This is a genomic window from Pseudomonas sp. 22085, from assembly GCF_052045815.1.
Classification (GTDB): Bacteria; Pseudomonadota; Gammaproteobacteria; order Pseudomonadales; family Pseudomonadaceae; genus Aquipseudomonas; species Aquipseudomonas glycinae.
This window is the reverse complement of record NZ_JBQEQA010000008.1, coordinates 249480-267601: the sequence shown is the minus strand read 5'-3', so window position 1 is coordinate 267601 and position 18122 is coordinate 249480. Positions and strand designations below refer to the sequence as shown.

The window sequence follows — 18122 nt, the reverse complement described above, 5'->3', positions numbered from 1 at the left end:
TAACTGACCAACCGGTCAGAGGTCGCTGTATCGCTGGCTTTCCAACGCTGTGCTATCGTTGCGGCATCATTTCGTAACGATCCAAGAGAATCCCTGCATGAAGGTGGCTGTCTGGGCGATAGAGCGCGTAGTTGGCTGCAAGCAGGCATTGCTTGCCGTTGTACTCTGTTTGCTCACGGGTGTGGCCGCTGCCCAGACTCCAGCTCCTGCAGGGATGGCCGAACAGCGGGCCAAATCCGTCACCCAGGTTGTGCTCGGTATCCTCAGTTACGCGCGCTGGCCGGTAGAGCCGGCGCAGTTACGCCTGTGCATCGTCGGCCCGACCGAATACACCGATGACCTGGTCAAGGGCACGACGCAGGCCACGGGCCGTCCGGTCATCGTGCGCCGACTGTTGGCCGACAATCCAGCCATCGTCAGCGAGTGCGACGCGGTCTATATCGGCAAACTCACCACAGACGAGCGCAGCCGGCTGTTCGCGTCCCTGATCGGCCATCCGGTGCTGAGCATCAGCGAAGGCGGTGATCAATGCACGGTGGGCAGCCTGTTCTGCCTGCGGGTCGGCGATGAACAAGTGTCGTTCGAGGTCAATCTGGACTCCGTCGCCCGCAGCGGTGTGCGCATTCACCCCAGCGTGCTGCAGTTGTCGCGGCGCAAGCCGGCGGTGCCATGAGACGCGACAAATCCACAGGGCGCCCGACCCTGGGCTCGGTCATCGGCCGTGGCAACCTGATTGTGGCGCTGGTCGCCGTGGCAATGGCCAGTGTGTCGCTGACGCTGCTCGGGGTGCTGGCGCTGCGGGTCTATGCCGATCACAACCTGCACTTGATTGCCCGCTCGATCAGTTACACCGTGGAAGCCGCCGTGGTGTTCAATGACAAGGCTGCCGCGACCGAATCACTGGCGTTGATCGCCTCAACCGAAGAAGTGGCCGATGCCCAGGTGTTGAATGCTCAGGGCCAGTTGCTCGCGCGCTGGCAGCGTCCGGAGAATGGCCTGTTTTCCGAACTGGAGATGCAGGTCGCGCGGGTCATTCTGGAAAAACCCATCAATCTGCCGATCCAGCATCAGGATCGCGAGATCGGGCGCATCTTGCTGATCGGCCACGGTGGCAGCCTGATGCGCTTTCTGTTGAGCGGTCTGGCGGGGATCATTCTCTGCACGGCGATCAGTGCCTGGGTCGCGCTGTACCTGGCGCAACGCCAGTTGCGCAGGATAATAGGTCCGTTGCACAGCCTGGCGGCGGTGGCGCATGCGGCACGCAGCGAGCGGGCACTGGATCGACGGGTACCACGGGCGAAAATTGCCGAGCTGGACAACCTCGGCACCGACTTCAATGCCCTGCTCGATGAACTCGAATCCTGGCAAACCCATTTGCAAAGCGAGAACGAAACCCTCGCTCATCAGGCCAGCCATGACAGTCTCACCGGACTGCCGAACCGGGCCTTTTTCGAAGGCCGTCTGATTCGTGCTCTGCGCAATGCCCACAAGTTGAATGAGCAAGTGGCGGTGCTGTTTCTCGACAGCGACCGATTCAAGGACATCAACGACAGTTTCGGCCATGCCGCTGGCGATGCCGTGCTGGTAGCGGTGGCGAATCGTGTGCGGGCGCAGTTGCGTGAAGAAGATCTGGTGGCGCGTCTGGGCGGTGATGAGTTTGCCGTTCTGCTCACACCCTTGCACAAGACTGAAGACGCCGAGCGGATTGCCGAGAAGATCCTCGCCAGCATGGACACCCCGATTGCGCTGCCGGGCGACAGCAGTGTCGTGACGTCGCTCAGTATCGGCATCGCGGTTTACCCCGATCATGGCGTCACGCCCGGCACCTTGCTCGATGCGGCCGATGCCGCTATGTATCAAGCCAAGCGTTTGTCGCGCGGCGCCCAATTCACGGCCGGGACGGAGTACCCGGTCGATTCCGTTCAAACCAGGAGCTGATGCCCGTGTTCTCACTTTCCTTTCGACTGTTTTCCACCCTGTTGCTGACGGCCATGCTGGCCCTGACCGGTTGCCAGACCGCCCCGCAAAAAGGCCTGACGCCGGCCCAGGTCGCGGTCCTCAAGCAGCAAGGCTTCGAGCTGACCGATGATGGCTGGGAGTTTGGCCTGTCGGGCAAAGTATTGTTTGGCAGCGATGTCGAAAGCCTCAACCAGCAAAGTACCGAAATCGTCGAGCGTATCGGCAAGGCGTTGCTGGGTGTCGGCATCGAGCGCGTGCGCGTCGATGGCCACACCGACGCTTCGGGCAAGGAGACCTACAACGAGCAGCTGTCACTGCGCCGCGCGAAAAGCGTCGGCAACGTGCTGACCTCGGTCGGCATGAAACAAGAGAACATTCAGCTGCAGGGCCTCGGCAGCCGCGAACCGGTCGCCTCCAACGACACCGCCGCCGGCCGTACCGAAAACCGCCGGGTGTCGATTGTGGTCAGCGCCGATTAATCGGCGAACTGCATCTTTCGGGTCTCGCCCATCAACAGACCCTGATTGCGCTCGGTCACTTCGCGGATGTAATCCCACAACAGGGTGATCCGCTTCAACTTGCGCAGATCCTCCCGGCAGTACATCCAGAACTGCCGGGTGATATCGATTTCCTCCGGCAACACCGGCAACAGGCGCGGATCCTGGGCCGCGAGAAAGCACGGCAGAATCGCCAATGAGCGTCCCTGCTGTGCCGCGACGAATTGTGCGATCACGCTGGTGCTGCGCAAATTGGCGCTGGCGCCGGGCAACACGTTCGCCAGATACAGCAACTCCGAGCTGAACGCCAAGTCATCCACGTAACTGATGAATTGATGCTTGCCCAGGTCGGCGGGGCGGCGGATCGGCGGGTGCTTGTCCAGGTATTCCTGGGTCGCGTAGAGCTGCAAGCGGTAGTCGCAGAGTTTGCAGCACACGTACGGACCGTGTTCCGGGCGTTCGAGGGCGATGACGATGTCGGCCTCGCGTTTGGACAGGCTGATGAAGTGCGGCAGCGGCAGGATATCTACCGAAATCGCCGGGTAGGCGTCGACGAAGTGGCTCAGTTGCGGGGTGATGAAGAAGCTGCCGAAACCTTCGGTGCAGCCCATCCGCACATGCCCGGACAGCGCGACGCCGGAGCCCGATACCTGCTCGCAAGCCATGTGCAGTGTGCTTTCGATCGACTCGGCATAACTCAGCAGGCGCTGGCCTTCGGCAGTCAGCACGAAACCGCTGGTGCGGGACTTTTCGAACAGCAAGGTGCCGAGCGCCGATTCCAGCGAACTGATCCGTCGCGACACGGTGGTGTAGTCCACCGCCAGGCGTTTGGCCGCGGTGCTGGCCTTGCGGGTACGGGCGACTTCGAGGAAAAACTTGAGGTCGTCCCAGTTCAGCGAGCCTAAAGACGTGATGTTTTTTTGCATGATGGACGGGCTTATATGTGCGTTCTTATTAGAAGTTTGCACATCTATACTCCAAAAACAGTCCGACAACCAATTCGTGACACACGCCTCATCTCAAGGCGAACCTTTCGCCTTGGCTCCTACGATAAAAACAAGTTCTGGAGACCAGCATGAACGCATCGCTTACGCCCAACGAAACCACGATCCAGAAGGTCAAGCTGCTGATCGACGGCGAGTGGGTCGAGTCGCAGACCACCGAGTGGCACGACATCGTCAACCCGGCGACCCAGCAGGTTCTGGCCAAGGTTCCATTCGCCACCGCCGCTGAAGTCGACGCCGCCGTCAGCGCCGCCCAGCGCGCCTTCCAGACCTGGAAGCTGACCCCGATCGGCGCGCGCATGCGCATCATGCTCAAGCTGCAGGCGTTGATCCGCGAACATTCCAAACGCATCGCCGTGGTGCTGAGCGCCGAGCAGGGCAAGACCATTGCCGATGCCGAGGGCGATATTTTCCGGGGCCTGGAAGTGGTCGAGCACGCCTGCTCCATAGGCAGTCTGCAGATGGGCGAGTTCGCCGAAAACGTGGCCGGCGGCGTCGACACCTACACCCTGCGCCAGCCGATCGGCGTCTGCGCCGGCATCACCCCGTTCAACTTCCCGGCAATGATTCCGCTGTGGATGTTCCCGATGGCCATCGCCTGCGGCAACACCTTCGTCCTCAAACCATCCGAACAGGATCCGCTGTCGACCATGTTGCTGGTGGAACTGGCGATTGAAGCGGGCATTCCGGCCGGTGTTCTGAACGTCGTGCACGGTGGCAAAGACGTGGTCGATGGACTGTGCACCCACAAGGACATCAAGGCGGTTTCGTTCGTCGGTTCGACCGCCGTCGGCACTCACGTTTATGACCTGGCCGGTAAACACGGCAAGCGCGTGCAATCGATGATGGGCGCGAAGAACCACGCCGTAGTGCTGCCGGACGCCAATCGCGAGCAGGCGCTCAATGCGCTGGTCGGTGCCGGTTTCGGTGCGGCCGGTCAGCGTTGCATGGCCACCTCGGTGGTGGTGCTGGTGGGCGCGGCCAAACAGTGGCTGCCGGATCTGAAAGCGCTGGCGCAGAAACTCAAGGTCAACGCCGGCAATGAGCCGGGCACCGATGTCGGCCCGGTCATTTCGAAAAAGGCCAAGGCGCGGATTCTCGATCTGATCGAAAGCGGCATCAAGGAAGGCGCAAAACTCGAGCTGGACGGTCGCGACATCAGCGTGCCTGGTTACGAGAAAGGCAATTTCGTCGGCCCGACCCTGTTCTCCGGCGTGACCACCGACATGCAGATCTACACCCAGGAAATCTTCGGCCCGGTGCTGGTGGTGCTGGAGGTCGACACCCTCGATCAGGCCATCGCGCTGGTCAACGCCAACCCGTTCGGCAACGGTACGGGCCTGTTCACCCAGAGCGGTGCGGCGGCGCGTAAGTTCCAGACTGAAATCGACGTCGGCCAGGTCGGCATCAACATTCCGATTCCGGTGCCGGTGCCGTTCTTCAGCTTCACCGGTTCGCGTGGTTCGAAACTCGGCGACCTCGGCCCTTACGGCAAGCAAGTGGTGCAGTTCTACACCCAGACCAAAACGGTCACGGCGCGCTGGTTCGATGACGACAGCGTCAACGACGGCGTGAACACCACCATCAACCTGCGCTGAGGAATGGCCATGAAAATCGCATTTATCGGTCTGGGCAACATGGGCGCGCCGATGGCGCGCAACCTGATCAAGGCCGGGCATTCGCTGAATCTGGTGGACCTGAACAAAACCGTGCTGGCGGAACTCGAGCAACTGGGCGGTACCATCCGCGCCTCGGCTCGCGAAGCCGCCGAAGATGCAGAACTGGTGATCACCATGCTGCCGGCGGCGGTGCATGTACGCAGTGTCTGGCTCGGTGAAGACGGCGTGCTGGCGGGGATAGGCAAAGGCGTGCCGGCGGTAGATTGCAGCACCATCGATCCGCAGACGGCGCGCGATGTGGCGGCGGCGGCCGCCAAGCAAGGCGTGGCCATGGCCGATGCCCCGGTGTCCGGTGGTACCGGCGGCGCCACTGCAGGTACATTGACCTTCATGGTCGGCGCCACTCCTGAACTGTTCGCCACCCTGCAACCGGTGCTGGCGCAGATGGGTCGCAACATCGTGCATTGCGGTGAAGTCGGCACCGGGCAGATCGCCAAGATCTGCAACAACCTGTTGCTCGCCATTTCGATGGTCGGCGTCAGCGAGGCGATGGCGCTGGGCGATGCGCTGGGGATCGACACCACAGTGCTTGCCGGGATCATCAACAGCTCGACCGGGCGTTGCTGGAGTTCGGAAATGTACAACCCGTGGCCGGGCATCGTCGAAACGGCGCCGGCCTCGCGCGGTTACACCGGTGGCTTCGGCGCCGAGCTGATGCTCAAGGATCTGGGGCTGGCTACCGAAGCGGCGCGTCAGGCCCATCAGCCCGTGGTGCTGGGCGCGGTGGCGCAGCAGTTGTATCAGGCAATGAGCCAGCGCGGGGAGGGTGGCAAGGATTTCTCGGCGATTATCAACAGCTATCGCAAGCCGCAGTAATCGTCGTCAGGCCTGTGCTCGTCACAGGTCTGCAATTCAGATGCAGTAGGTGTTGCCGGGAAATCACGTCGGGTGGTTTCCCGGCTTTTTTGTATCAGGCGAACACGAAATATTTGCGCACGGTCTCGACCACTTCCCAAGTGCCCTTCATGCCTGGCTCGACCACGAAGATGTCGCCGGCGCGCAGGTGGATCGGCTCCATGCCGTCCGGGGTAATCACGCAGTAGCCTTCCTGGAAATGGCAGTACTCCCACTTCACGTAGTCCACCCGCCACTTGCCCGGGGTGCAGATCCACGTGCCCATGATCTTGCTGCCGTCTTCGCTGGTGTAGGCGTTGAGATTGACGGTGTGCGGGTCGCCCTCGAGCTTTTCCCATTTGCAGGCGTCGAGTACGGGCAGGGGATGGGTGTCGCGCAAAACGGTGATAGGTGCGGTCATTGGTGAGTTCCAGAATGGGCCTTTGAGCGGAAGCTGCACCCTATAGCGCCGGGCACTTTGCCAATTGTCTGGGCTCGACATTCAGTTGCTCATAAACGCAGCAGCCAATTGCACTGAACGGTTAGTCAATAACCCTGAAACTTTACTTGAAGGGATGTACTGATCTGGAACAAAGGTTATGAACTTATAACAAAATTACTTGATTTAATTTGTCAGGTGATACGTTGGGGGGCATCGCTAAGTTGCTTTCAATACTTGACCCTGAGAGCGTCCGGCGCGCTCCAGCCTACGCAGACTTTGTTAAGTAAATATGTCGCTCCGACCAATCACTCGCACCAATCGAGTGCAGCATTTACGGGGCTTGTGCACGTCCGTCTCAGATCAATAAAAAACTTTGAATAGTTCGTTGACTCTCCCCTTAAGGGCAGAGTTTAGATTTCCGCCGCGTGAGAAGTTGCTGTAGGAAAAGTTACTTCTCGTATGCGGAAAATATGAGTCAGCCACGACATATAGGGAGATAGAAATGAACAATCCATTGGACTTGGAACAGGTCATAGGCAGCACCCGCGCCATTCTCGCGCAGTTGTTGGTAATGAGCGCTGATGAAATCGATGAGCACAGCAGCATCGTCGAAGATCTGGGGGCGGATTCGCTGGACATCGTCGACCTCAGCTTCCAGCTGGGCCGTCAGTATGGCTGCACCTTGCCCAAGACCAGCGTGCTGGATCACGCGGTGGCTGTCTGCGGGGATGCCAGCGAGTTTCTGGCCAATGGCCGGATCACTGAAAACGGCAAGGCCCTGCTGGAGCAAAGCCTGAGCGCTTACGCACCGGACCAGCTCAAGGCCGGCATGCAGCCGGCGCAGGTGTTCGCGGCCACCACGGTTCTCAACTGGGCGCAGCAGTGCCGCAATCTGTTCAATTACCTGCCATCGAGTTGCCCTGACTGCAACGCCCATCAAGCCGTGCTCAACGAACGTCAGCAAGTGGTCTGCGGTGCATGCAGCGCACGACTGGTGCCGGCCGATGGCGACGAGGTCTCCCGTCAACTGGTCGAGCAGTTTGTGGCCACTCACGTCAAAGAGACGGTGTAGGAGCTCACATGCGGGCACGAGAAGTCTATGTGAGCGGGTTCGGCCTGGTGGCGCCCATGGCGCTGGACGCTGCCACGTTGTTCGAGCGCATCTGCCGGAAACAATCCTGTGTCCGCGAACATCCCCGGTTCCAGGCACTGGGGTTTCGCAACAGTGCGGCCGGGTTTATCGATGACGCGCAGTGGCAGCGGATTGCCGCCGGATTCGGTGGTAACGCTGCGCTGCATCCGCGCCAGAGCGTGCTGGCGGAGTACGTCGCGCGTCAGGCATTGCAGCACGCCGGTCTGACACCGGCCGACTTTGCCCACAGCCGCAGCGGCCTGTTCCTGGGGGCCAATAAATACTGTGCCGACAGTCACGATTTGCAGCGGGTCAGTCGTTGCATGGATGACACGGGGCGAGTCGATCTGGATCGCCTGCTGGATCATCCGGCACCGTCGAGCGCTTCTTTCGCGCGTCGGGTCGATCAACAGACCCAACACCTGGCGGACTGGCTCGGTATACGCGACTGCATCTCGACCCACTCCGACGCCTGTGCCGCCGGCACCATGGCCATCGGCAGCGCTTACCGGGCGATCGAGCGCGGTGAAGTGGACCTGGCAATTTGCGGTGCCGTGGAACTGATGGCCAATGAGCTGCCGTATTACATGTTCAACAGCCTTGGCGCGCTATGCCAGGCCGACCTGCCGGCAGGCGAGCAGAGCCGCCCGTTCATGCCGGATCGCAGTGGTTTTGTGCTCAGCGAAGGCGCGGCGCTGGTGATTCTCGAATCCGCCGAGCATGCCCGGCGGCGCAAGGCCAGGCCACTGGGACGAGTGTTGGGCTACGCCAATGTCTGCGAAGCCCAGAAGATGACCTCCAGCAGCCGGGATGGCAGCAAGTACGAGGAATGCATGGACGCTGCAATCGAAGATGCCGGGCTGCTGCGCAGTGCCGTGCAACACGTCAATACCCACGGGACTTCCACCCAGGCCAACGACAGTTGCGAGGCCCTGGCCCTGCAACGGCTGTTTGGCGAATGCCAGGACTTCATGACCTTCACCGCCAACAAGTCGGCCATTGGGCACTCCCTGGCAGGCAGCGGCGCGATTGAAGCCGTGTTGTCGCTGATGACGTTGCGCGACGGTGTGCTGTTGCCGACCTTGAACTATGAGCCTGAGCGCGCCGAATACCCTTCATTGAAGTTCCTCAGCGAGCCTGCGCGCCAGCCGATCAACGTGGTGATGTCCAACTCCTTCGGGTTCGGCGGCGTCAACAGCTCGCTGGTTCTGGGGAGGGCATGACATGAACAGAGCCCTCTACATCAATGCGGCTGCCGTGCTCAATGCGGCCGGCAGCGAATGCGCCGACCTGCTCGGTACACCGCCGGTGCCACAACCGCTGGCCTTCGACCCGCAACGCAAGGCCCTGGCTTTGCCCGCGCCGCGCCTGGCCAGCGATCTGTTCGATCGCAAGATCCAGCGCAGCGTCGAGCCCCAGGGGTTGCGTCTGCTGCATTGCGCCGCACGTCTGGCGCACGCGCTGGCAGCGCTGCAACTGCCTGCTGCGCGCATTGCTCTGACCGCCGCCATTCCGGAGGTGGACGCGCCAAGCCCTTGCTGGGATGCAGTGCAAGCGATCCTCGAACAGCCGCAAAAACAGTTGTCGCAACTGTTGGCCAACACCCCGCCATTGCATGCGTTGACGCTGCTCAACAGCAGTGTGATGGCTTATGTGGCCGAGGCGCTGAACTGCCATGGCCCGATGGGCGGCTTCTGCTCCCAGGACAATGCCGGGCTCGATGCGTTGATCGAGGCCTGTCAGCAAATTGCCGAACAACACGCCGATGCGGCGCTGGTGGTCAGCAGCAGTCCGAACCTGACACCGGCCCTGTACCTGCGCGAGCCTGCTCTGGCGGACGAGCCGGTTTACGGTGAAGGCGCCGCGGCACTGTTGCTCAGTTCGACACCGCTGCAGGACGCCACACAGATCTTGCGTGTGGCCGGGTTTGCCCGAGGCTACAGCGCCGATCCGCAGCGCACGCTGGTCGTCGGCAAACGCGTGATCGAACGCGCCCTGAGCGAGGAAAAACTGTGTATGGGTGACGTTGCCAATGTGGTGGCCAATCCCGCCGACCGGCAACTGATGAGTCTGTTTGAATCGACGCCACAACACCTGCGCAATGCCAGTGCAATGACCGGCGAACTGGGCGCCAGCGGATTGCTGACCGAGGTCGCCATGGCTTTGCACCACAGCCGCGAAGCAGGCGCTGTGCCTGGTTACACCTTGCTCGTCAGTCATGGTCGCGCCGGTCACTGGGGCGCATTGCTGTTGGCCAGTGAAACCCTGGAGAAGTACGCATGAGTGCGACACGGATTGTGATCACCGGAATGGGCGCGGTAACCGGATTCGGTTTCGAATGGCAGACCCTCTGGGAAAAAATGCTCGGCGCCGAACACTGCGTGCGCCCGTGGCAGCCGCAAGACCTGCAGGAAAATGAATTTCCGGTTCGCTACGCGGCGCCCGTGGACATGACGTTGTTACCCGGGCATTTGCAGAACCACCCGGCCTGGACGCGGCCCCTGGAAAAACGCAGTCGCTTTGGCTGGGTGGCCGCCACCCAGGCCGTCGCCGACAGCGGGTTGAACCCCGAGCAGTTGCGCGAGGCTGCCGTGCTGTGTGCCTCCGGGGCGCCGCAACACATGCTCGCCGACATGCTCCTGACCCAGGCGCCGGACGGCAATGCACCGGACTGGCAACACCTGATGGCGCGGGCAACAGAAGTCAGCGCCGAGGGTTCCCTGCGCCAGGCCAACGACCGGCTGGCGCGAGTGATTGCCGACGACCTCGGTTGTGAGGGCCCGGTGATCAATATCAGCAGTGCGTGTGCCGGCGCATCCCAGGCGATCGGCAATGCGTTCCAGATGATTCGTCGCGGCGAAGTGAATGTTGCCGTGGCCGGTGGCGCCGACTCGGTGCTCAACCTCGACACCATGGCCGCTTTGTACCTGCTGGGCGCAGCCTCGGGCGAGCAGCGCTGGGGCGCTGATCTGTGCCGGCCGTTCGATCGTGACCGCAGCGGTCTGATCGCCGGCGAGGGTGGCGGGTTTGTTGTATTGGAAAGTCTTGAGCATGCCCTGGCGCGGGGGGCGACCCCGTATGCCGAAGTGCTCGGTTACGGCAGCAGCCTGGATGCCTACAAGGTCACCGCACCGCAGCCAGAAGGCCGCGGCGCCGCGCTGGCAATGCAAGCGGCGCTGGACGATGCCGGGTTGCAGCCGCAGCAGATTGACCTGATCAATGCCCACGGCACTTCAACCCCGCTCAATGATGTGGCGGAGACCCTGGCCATCAAGCAGGTGTTCGCTCAGCACAAGCATTATCAGGCGCTGGCCGTCAGTGCCAACAAATCGCAATTCGGCCACCTGATCGCGGCGGCCGGGGCGCCGGAGTGCATTGTCACTGCGCTGGCCTGTCTGAACGATCTGGTCACACCCACCGTGAACCTGCACGAGGCCGATGAACGCTGCGATCTGGATTATTGCGCCGGTCAGGCCGTCAGCCGTCGTGTCGATTACGCCCTCAGCAACTCCTTTGGCTTCGGCGGCCTGAACACCTCGCTGGCCCTTGGCAAATATCGGGAGCACGGACAATGACTAGCGCCACTGCACGCATTGCCATCGCTGGCAGCGGTTGTGTGTTGCCCACGGGTTGGGGCGTCGAGGGTTTCTGGGCGGCGGCCCGGGAAGGTCGCAGTGCGATCGGACCGCTGCAAACGCCGCTGTTTCACAGTGAACGCATCGCCGCATTCGGACAGATCGATGACGCCACGCACCAGCGCAGTCGCCAGGACGTTGCGCAAAACCTGCAGCGTTACTGCCCGCCGGCGGTGATCTGGGGCGTCAGCGCGGTGCGTCAGGCGCTGGCCGAGGCCGGCGTCGAACCCGGTCAGGACGGTTTGCGTTATGGCCTCTATTGCTGTCAGGGCGGGTATACCCATCCGTCAGTGGCTTCCTATGGGGAACTGCTTCAGGAGTCCCGGACCGACGGCGCAGCCGACATGAACCGCCTCGCCCGGCAAGTGTTGCAGGAGCGTGCGCTCGATCCGTTTCTGGTGCTCAAGAGTCTGAGCAACGGCTTGCTCGGTGTGGTCAGTCTGGCCTTGAAGCTGGAGTGCGAGTGCAACGCTTACATGCAGGGCGTGGCCGGCAATCTGGCGGCATTGCGTCAGGCGCACAGTGCCTTGCAGAGTGGACGCATCGACGTGGCCATCGTGGTCGGGGCCGGCAGTGAGCTCGACCCGCTGGCGCTGGCCGCGCTCGCCGAGGCAGGTGTGATCGGTACCGACGGTTCCCGGCAGATGCTCGCCTTTGACCGAAAGGGTTCGGGCGGCATTGCCGGCGAAGGCGCCGCTGCCCTGGTGCTGCGGCGGGCCGCGGATCTGCCGCCGGAACCGCAGACCTGCCTGACGGCGCTGTTCGCGCACCCGCGTCTGGACGCTCTGAGCCTTCCGGACAAACAGGTCGATTTGCTGATCAGCAGTGCCACCGGCACTGCGCACAAGGACGCCGATCTGGCCCGCACGCTGGCCCGAACCGGCGCCGCACACATCACCAGCAGCACGGCGTTGACCGGCATCCTCAGCGGTGCGCCGAGTCTGGTCGACCTGATCCTCGCCCGCCAGATGCTGCAGGCCCAAAGCATCGCGCCGATTGCCGGGCTGACGCAGCCGGTGGATACGCATCTGCCGTTTGTATCGGGCGAACCGCGGGATGCCGTTCTGCACGATTGCCTGGTGATCAACCGCGACGACAACGGTTTCAGCGCCTGCTACCAACTCGACTTGCAGGCGGACGACTGACCGCTTCAAGGCAATACATCGCTTCTGAATTTTTACTCAAGGGATATGACTGTCATGGATTACCGCGATTACGTTCGGCCAAAATTCGTTGAACTGATGCAGGCCCTGGGCCTGGAGTGCCAGTTCCATCGGGCGCAGGGCAGCAAACTGTTTTACCGCGACAAGCAGGGTGACGAAGTGACCGTCACCGATTTTCTCGGTGGCTACGGTGCCGCGCTGTACGGTCACAACGATCCGCAATTCGTCGATCAGCTGTGCGGCCTGCTGCGCGCCGATGTGCCGTTCAACGCGCAAATGTCGGTGCGTGGCGCGGCGGGGCAGCTGGGGCGCGAACTCAGCGAAGCGTTCAACCGTGAGCTGAACAACACCGAGCGCTACATTTCCACGTTCTCCAACAGTGGCGCCGAGTCGGTGGAAATCGCCGTCAAGCATGCCGAGTACCGTCGTCAGAAAAACCTGCAGAAGCAGTTCGACGAGCGTGATTTCGAACTGGCGAATCTGGTGGCCAGTGACAAGGCCTATGTCGAGCTGGAAATCGACGATCTCGACCTGCCGGCCGGCCTGTTGCCGCCGCACCTGACCTGCGTGACCGTGCGTCAGGTGGCCGAGGCGGTGCGTCAGCACAACCTTGCGCAACTGCATGTCGAGCCGGTCTTCCTCGCGGTGCGAGGCAGCTTCCATGGCAAACTGGTGAACACCGTTCAACTGACTTACGGCAAGCAATACCGCAAGCCATTTGCCCGTTTCGGGCTCAACGTCGAATTCATCGATCCGCATCAACCGCAGCAGCTGCAAGACCTGCCGGCCCGCCACCAGCATCACTGGCTGAGCCTGGAGTGGAGCGGCGAAACCCTGCACGTGCGCCGTCAAGCGTTCAGCGCAATCACTGCCGTGCTGCTGGAGCCGATCCAGGGCGAGGGCGGGATCAACGAGTTTGCCAAAGAGTTCTATCTGGGCTTGCGTCGCCTGTGCAACGAGCAGCAATGCCCGTTGGTCATCGACGAAGTGCAGTCGGGTTTCGGCCGCACCGGCACCTTGCTCGGCGCCACCCATTTCAACCTGCAGGGCGACTACTACTGCCTGTCCAAGGCATTGGGGGGCGGCTTGATGAAAATCGCCGCCACCGTAATTCGCGCCAGTCATTACGAAAATGATTTCAGCTACATCCACAGCTCGACCTTCGCTGAAGACGATGCGTCGTGCCACATCGCGCTGTCGGCCCTGCGCCGGTTGTTCGAAAACGACAGCGCCATGCTCAAGGATGTGAACAAGAAGGGCGAGTACCTCAAGACTTCGCTGCTGGAACTCAAGGCGGCTTATCCGGACGTGATCGCCGATGTGCGCGGACGCGGCCTGCTGCTGGGGTTCGAACTGCATGACCTGACCGGCGCCAGTTCGCTGGTCCAGGCGTCGGCGCAGTACAACGATGCGCTGGGCTATATCATTGCCGGCTACCTGTTGCAGTTCGAGTCGTTGCGTGTGGCGCCGTCGGGCAGCAACGCCAATGTGATTCGCCTGGAACCACCGGTGTGCATCACTTTCCAGGAAATCGATGGCCTGATCGCTTCGCTGCAAAAAGTCTGCGACATGCTGCGTCGTCGCGACGCGTTCCCGCTGGCTGCCGGTGTGTGTGCCGACAGCATCCCCCAGGTGCCGGCACGCGATGTCAGCTTCACGGAGACCGAAAGCCTCCCAAAGCCTGACGAGAACGTGCGCGTGGTCGCACGCGTGGCGTTCATCAACCACCTGATCGATGCGGACATGCTCAGTGATGTCGACCCATCGCTGTCGACCCTGAGCCCGGAGCAGAAGCGCGAGTTCATCAAACGCATGGCCCCCGAGCGCCGCGCGGCGCCCATCGGCCCGGTGCAGATCCGCTCGAAACTCGGCACTGCGGTGGAGTTCACTCTCTATCCGCTATGCATGGATTCCGATGCGATGGCGGCGTACATCGCCAGCGGCGATCTGGAAACCATCCGCGAGGAAGTCGGCAATCGCATCAAGGATGCCCGCGCCGACGGCTATAGCGTGGCCGGCCTGGGCATGTACACCTCGATCGTCACCAACAACTGTCAGGCGCTGAAAATCCCTGATATGGCGCTGACCTCGGGCAACGCGCTGACCATCGGCATGGGGCTGGAAGCGATCGAGCAGGGCTGCAAACAGCAAGGTCTGGAACTGAGCCGGCAGACCGCTGCGGTGGTCGGTGCTGCCGGCAACATTGCTTCGACCTACGCTTCGCTGTTGTCGACCCGTGTCGAGCACCTGATCCTGATCGGCAGTGGTCGCGACGGCTCGCTGCGACGCCTGGAGAAAACCGCTCACCAGATTTACGCCGAAGCCGCCCGGGCGATTCTCAAGGGTGTTGCCGAGCACGATCGTCTCGCCAGTCGCCTGCAGCAACTGCGGGGTATCGACGCCCTGCTGCAAGCCCATGGCAACAGTACCGATCTCGGGCTGCGAGTGGCGCAAATGGTCGATGAGCAAATGGGAAGCAACGCGTTCATCACCGTCAGCAACGACCTGGATGCCTTGAAGCAAGCGCGCATCGTGCTTTGTGCGGCGAATGCACCGCAGGCCTTTCTCGGTGCCGAACACTTCGCCGAGAACAGCGTGATCTGCGACATCGCCGTTCCGCTGAACGTGGACCAGAACCTCGCCGGTCAGCGCTCCGACGTGCTGTACATGCACGGCGGGATTGTCCAGACGCCGCTGGGCGATGGCCTGGCTCCCAACGTTCGCGCCTACCTCAAGCAAGGTCAGTTGTATGCCTGCATGGCGGAGTCGGTACTGATGGGGCTGTCGGGCATGAAACAGCACTACTCCTACGGCGACATCAGCCGTGAGCAAGTGCAGCAGATCCGTGCACTGGCCGCGACCCACGGGTTCAGCCTCGCGCAGTTCAAAACCGATAACTCGCTGTAAGGAACGGTCATGCCGAACAAAGTAGCAGTAGTGACCGGCGGCAGCCGTGGCATCGGCCGGGCCATCGTCCTGGCGCTGGCAGGTGCCGGTTATCAAGTGGCGTTCAGTTATGTGCGTGATGAAGTAGCGGCGATGGCCTTGCGTGATGAAGTGCAAGCGTCGGGCGTGGACTGCCTGGCGCTGCAATGCGACATCAGTCGTGGCGGCAGCATCGAGTCATTCTTCGAGCGGGTCGAGGCGCATTTCCAGCGCGTCGATCTGCTGGTCAACAACGCCGGCATTACCCGTGACGGCTTGCTGGCGACGATGCCGGCCAGCGACATCCTGGAGGTGATCCAGACCAACCTGGTCGGCACCTTGCTCTGCTGTCAGCAGGTGCTGCCGGGCATGCTGCGCCAGCGCAGTGGGTGTATCGTCAATATCAGTTCGGTCGCCGCGCAAAAGCCCGGCAAGGGCCAGAGCAACTATGCCGCGGCCAAGGGCGGGGTCGAAGCCATGACCCGCGCGCTGGCGGTCGAGCTGGCGCCGCGCAATATCCGGGTCAATGCGGTGGCACCGGGAATCGTCAAGACCGAGATGAGCACCGCACTGATCGGCAGTCAGGAGGAGCAGATCCAGTCGCGGTTGCTGATCAAGCGTTACGCCGAGCCCGAGGAAATTGCCGAGGCGGTGCTGTACCTCGCCGACCGTGGCCTGTACCTGACCGGGGAGGTCCTGCCGGTGAACGGCGGGTTGAAAATGCCATGAGCCGCACCATTCTGATTACCGGTGCGGCCAAGGGCATCGGTCGCGCGGTGGCCGAGGACTTCGCGGCCAATGGCGACAATCACCTGATCCTGCTGGACCTGGACTTGCCGCAATTGCAGGGCTGGGTCGATGAGCAGCAGGAGCGGATCAACGCGCGGGTCGAGACCCACGCGGCGAACATCGCCGACCTGCCTGCCATGGAAGCGTTTTTCAAGCAGCTCGGCACCCGGATCAAGCAGGTCGACGTGCTGGTCAACAGTGCCGGTATCTGCAATGAAAACGAGCCCGAAGATCTGCACAACTGGCACAAGGTGATTTCGGTCAACCTCAACGGTACGTTTTACGTGACCTCGTTGTGCCTGGCGCTGATGCCGGATCGGGGACGCATCATCAACATGTCCTCGATCCTCGGGCGGGCCGGCAAGGTGCGCAACACCGCGTACTGCGCTTCCAAGCACGGCATCGTCGGCATGACCAAGGCTCTGGCACTGGACCTGGCGTCGCGGCAGATCACGGTCAACGCGATTCTGCCGGCCTGGATCGATACACCGATGCTCCAGGGTGAACTGGCGACGCAAGCGGCGATCGCCGGTCTGACCCAGGAACAGATCGTGCGCAACGCGAAGAAAAAACTGCCGATGCGCCGCTTCATCCAGAGCGAAGAAGTGGCGGCGATGGTGCGTTACCTGGCCAGTCCTGAAGCCGGCGGGGTCACGGCCCAGAGCCTGGTGATCGATGGCGGCGTCGGGTTGGGAATGTAGCGATGCCAGGAACTATCAACCGCATCGCCTGGGCGATGTGGGCGTGCGTGGCCGCTCCGGCGGCTGTCGCGGCCCTGGAAGTCGACGATCTGAAGCCCGATTACGCCGACGCCGAAATCGGCGTGGCCACGGCACTGCGCCTGCACGGTGACGATCAGGTCACACAGAAGGCCGTGTATTTCAAAGCCAACCTGGAGGACAACTGGGACGGCGGCTATTACAAGGCCAAGGGCCGTGTGCGGTATGACGCCCGCTACGACGGCAACAACCCGTACAGCGAACGCGCCCGGGAAAAGTATCGCTTCGACGCTGATTGGCGGCATCTGTATGTCGGCCATTCGCTGGGCGACGGTGAAGTGACGGTCGGCTGGCAGCAGGTGGTCTGGGGGCGCGCGGATGAGCTGCGTGTGCTGGACCAGATCAACCCGCTGGACTATCGCGATGGGCTGACCCCGTTGCTTGAAGACAGCCGCATCGCCGTGCCGATGGTGCGTGTGACGCAGCCCGTAGGCGAGTGGGAACTGGAAGCGCTGTGGATCACCGACTTCGTCAAGAACCAGCCGCCGGTGGCGGGCAGCGAGTTCGCCGCGCCGCTGTTCGCGGCACCCGATCCGGAGTATTTCCTGCTTGATTCCAAACCCGGCTATGACGGTGACAAGGGCTATGCCTATGGTCTGAGCGCCAATGGCCGGATCGGTGCAGTGGACACCAGTTTCGTAGCGTTGAGCGCACGTCAGCAGGACCCGGTGTATGCCGTCGAAGGTCTGGCCGATGACGGTCGTACGCGTCTTCAACGCCAGTTTCCCCGTTACACCATGGGCGGTGCAGGTCTGGCGATCGACGCCGGTCACAGCATCGTGGTGCGCAGCGAGATTGCCTGGTTCGACAACTGGCGCGTGACCAATCCGACCCGCGCCTTCGGTGCCGACAGCACGTCGATGGTCAAGTCGCTGTTGGGTGTCGATTATCTGTGGCGCGACTGGCTGATTTCGGCGCAATGGCAGGAGCAGGTGCTGCTCGACTGGCAGGACGGGATGCTGCAGGACAAGCGCGAGCCGCTGTTCACGCTGTCGGCCGAAGGCACTCACTGGCAGGACCGGCTCAAGAGCCGGCTGGTGGCTGCGGCCTCGCCGCCGCTCAAGGACAACGCCTTGTTGCAGGGCATCTTCACCTACAAACCGGTGGACTACATCAAGCTGGGACTGGAAGTGGACGTGTTCTTCGGCAAACCCGACAGGGCCTTCGGCGAGTACAGCAAGCGCGATCAAGTGCGGCTGTCCGCCGGCTATTTGTTTTAACCCCGTGACGCCTGCCTGCCGCCGGTGGCGCAGGTCCGCATGTACTCATCCGACGAAAAGGGAA

16 protein-coding genes are annotated in these 18122 nt (G+C 62.1%); 14 read left to right on the top strand and 2 right to left on the bottom strand.

Annotated elements, in window-relative coordinates:
• The first annotated feature begins 97 nt into the window (after positions 1 to 97).
• From ACTJK7_RS12735 to ACTJK7_RS12725, 3 genes are read left to right on the top strand one after another with little or no spacing between them, the layout of a single operon-like run.
• The gene (locus ACTJK7_RS12735) at positions 98 to 673 is read left to right on the top strand and encodes a YfiR family protein (RefSeq protein ID WP_108559472.1); all 576 of its coding nucleotides are present in this window, start codon (positions 98 to 100) and stop codon (positions 671 to 673) included.
• On the top strand, positions 670 to 1938 hold the full coding sequence (locus ACTJK7_RS12730; protein ID WP_108559474.1) for a diguanylate cyclase domain-containing protein: 1269 nt from the start codon (positions 670 to 672) through the stop codon (positions 1936 to 1938). Before ACTJK7_RS12735 ends, ACTJK7_RS12730 begins: the two co-directional genes overlap by 4 nt.
• Entirely contained in the window at positions 1938 to 2438 is a 501-nt protein-coding gene (locus tag ACTJK7_RS12725) for an OmpA family protein (RefSeq protein WP_176243896.1), read from the top strand. The genes ACTJK7_RS12730 and ACTJK7_RS12725 overlap by 1 nt, the downstream gene beginning before the upstream one ends.
• On the opposite strand, the gene ACTJK7_RS12720 is transcribed toward ACTJK7_RS12725, so the two are convergent.
• Positions 2435 to 3382 (bottom strand): LysR family transcriptional regulator, encoded by a 948-nt coding sequence (locus ACTJK7_RS12720; protein ID WP_440780432.1) that lies wholly within the window; start codon positions 3380 to 3382, stop codon positions 2435 to 2437. The genes ACTJK7_RS12725 and ACTJK7_RS12720 overlap by 4 nt on opposite strands.
• Before the next feature lie 149 nt (positions 3383 to 3531).
• Between ACTJK7_RS12720 and ACTJK7_RS12715 the strand changes: the two genes are divergently transcribed.
• Positions 3532 to 5058 (top strand): CoA-acylating methylmalonate-semialdehyde dehydrogenase, encoded by a 1527-nt coding sequence (locus ACTJK7_RS12715; protein ID WP_011332335.1) that lies wholly within the window; start codon positions 3532 to 3534, stop codon positions 5056 to 5058.
• A gap of 9 nt (positions 5059 to 5067) precedes the next feature.
• Entirely contained in the window at positions 5068 to 5955 is an 888-nt protein-coding gene (gene mmsB / locus ACTJK7_RS12710) for a 3-hydroxyisobutyrate dehydrogenase (RefSeq protein WP_039772935.1), read from the top strand.
• A 94-nt stretch (positions 5956 to 6049) separates the two neighbouring features.
• On the opposite strand, the gene ACTJK7_RS12705 is transcribed toward mmsB, so the two are convergent.
• Positions 6050 to 6394, bottom strand: a complete 345-nt coding sequence (locus ACTJK7_RS12705) for a cupin domain-containing protein (protein ID WP_039592382.1) — start codon at positions 6392 to 6394, stop codon at positions 6050 to 6052.
• 523 nt (positions 6395 to 6917) lie between these two features.
• On the opposite strand from ACTJK7_RS12705, the gene ACTJK7_RS12700 reads away from it, so the two are divergent.
• The 9 genes from ACTJK7_RS12700 to ACTJK7_RS12660 are packed head-to-tail and all read left to right on the top strand — an operon-like array spanning position 6918 to position 18058.
• Positions 6918 to 7487 (top strand): acyl carrier protein, encoded by a 570-nt coding sequence (locus tag ACTJK7_RS12700; protein WP_064382630.1) that lies wholly within the window; start codon positions 6918 to 6920, stop codon positions 7485 to 7487.
• Positions 7488 to 7495: 8 nt separating this feature from the next.
• Positions 7496 to 8770: a beta-ketoacyl-[acyl-carrier-protein] synthase family protein gene (locus ACTJK7_RS12695; protein WP_323151659.1), complete on the top strand. Its 1275-nt coding sequence runs from the start codon at positions 7496 to 7498 to the stop codon at positions 8768 to 8770.
• Position 8771: 1 nt separating this feature from the next.
• Entirely contained in the window at positions 8772 to 9830 is a 1059-nt protein-coding gene (locus ACTJK7_RS12690) for a beta-ketoacyl synthase N-terminal-like domain-containing protein (protein WP_108559480.1), read from the top strand.
• Positions 9827 to 11122, top strand: a complete 1296-nt coding sequence (locus ACTJK7_RS12685) for a beta-ketoacyl-[acyl-carrier-protein] synthase family protein (RefSeq protein ID WP_108559482.1) — start codon at positions 9827 to 9829, stop codon at positions 11120 to 11122. Before ACTJK7_RS12690 ends, ACTJK7_RS12685 begins: the two co-directional genes overlap by 4 nt.
• A complete protein-coding gene (locus tag ACTJK7_RS12680) occupies positions 11119 to 12327 on the top strand; it encodes a beta-ketoacyl synthase N-terminal-like domain-containing protein (RefSeq protein WP_108559484.1) in 1209 nt (402 codons plus the stop codon). The genes ACTJK7_RS12685 and ACTJK7_RS12680 overlap by 4 nt, the downstream gene beginning before the upstream one ends.
• Positions 12328 to 12381: 54 nt before the next feature.
• Complete coding sequence (locus ACTJK7_RS12675) at positions 12382 to 15252, top strand: aminotransferase class III-fold pyridoxal phosphate-dependent enzyme (RefSeq protein WP_440780430.1); 2871 nt, start codon at positions 12382 to 12384, stop codon at positions 15250 to 15252.
• A gap of 9 nt (positions 15253 to 15261) precedes the next feature.
• On the top strand, positions 15262 to 15999 hold the full coding sequence (locus ACTJK7_RS12670; RefSeq protein WP_064382624.1) for a 3-oxoacyl-ACP reductase family protein: 738 nt from the start codon (positions 15262 to 15264) through the stop codon (positions 15997 to 15999).
• Complete coding sequence (locus tag ACTJK7_RS12665) at positions 15996 to 16760, top strand: SDR family NAD(P)-dependent oxidoreductase (protein ID WP_108559488.1); 765 nt, start codon at positions 15996 to 15998, stop codon at positions 16758 to 16760. The genes ACTJK7_RS12670 and ACTJK7_RS12665 overlap by 4 nt, the downstream gene beginning before the upstream one ends.
• Before the next feature lie 2 nt (positions 16761 to 16762).
• The gene (locus tag ACTJK7_RS12660; RefSeq protein ID WP_108559490.1) at positions 16763 to 18058 is read left to right on the top strand and encodes a DUF1302 family protein; all 1296 of its coding nucleotides are present in this window, start codon (positions 16763 to 16765) and stop codon (positions 18056 to 18058) included.
• Positions 18059 to 18122: the final 64 nt, after the last annotated feature.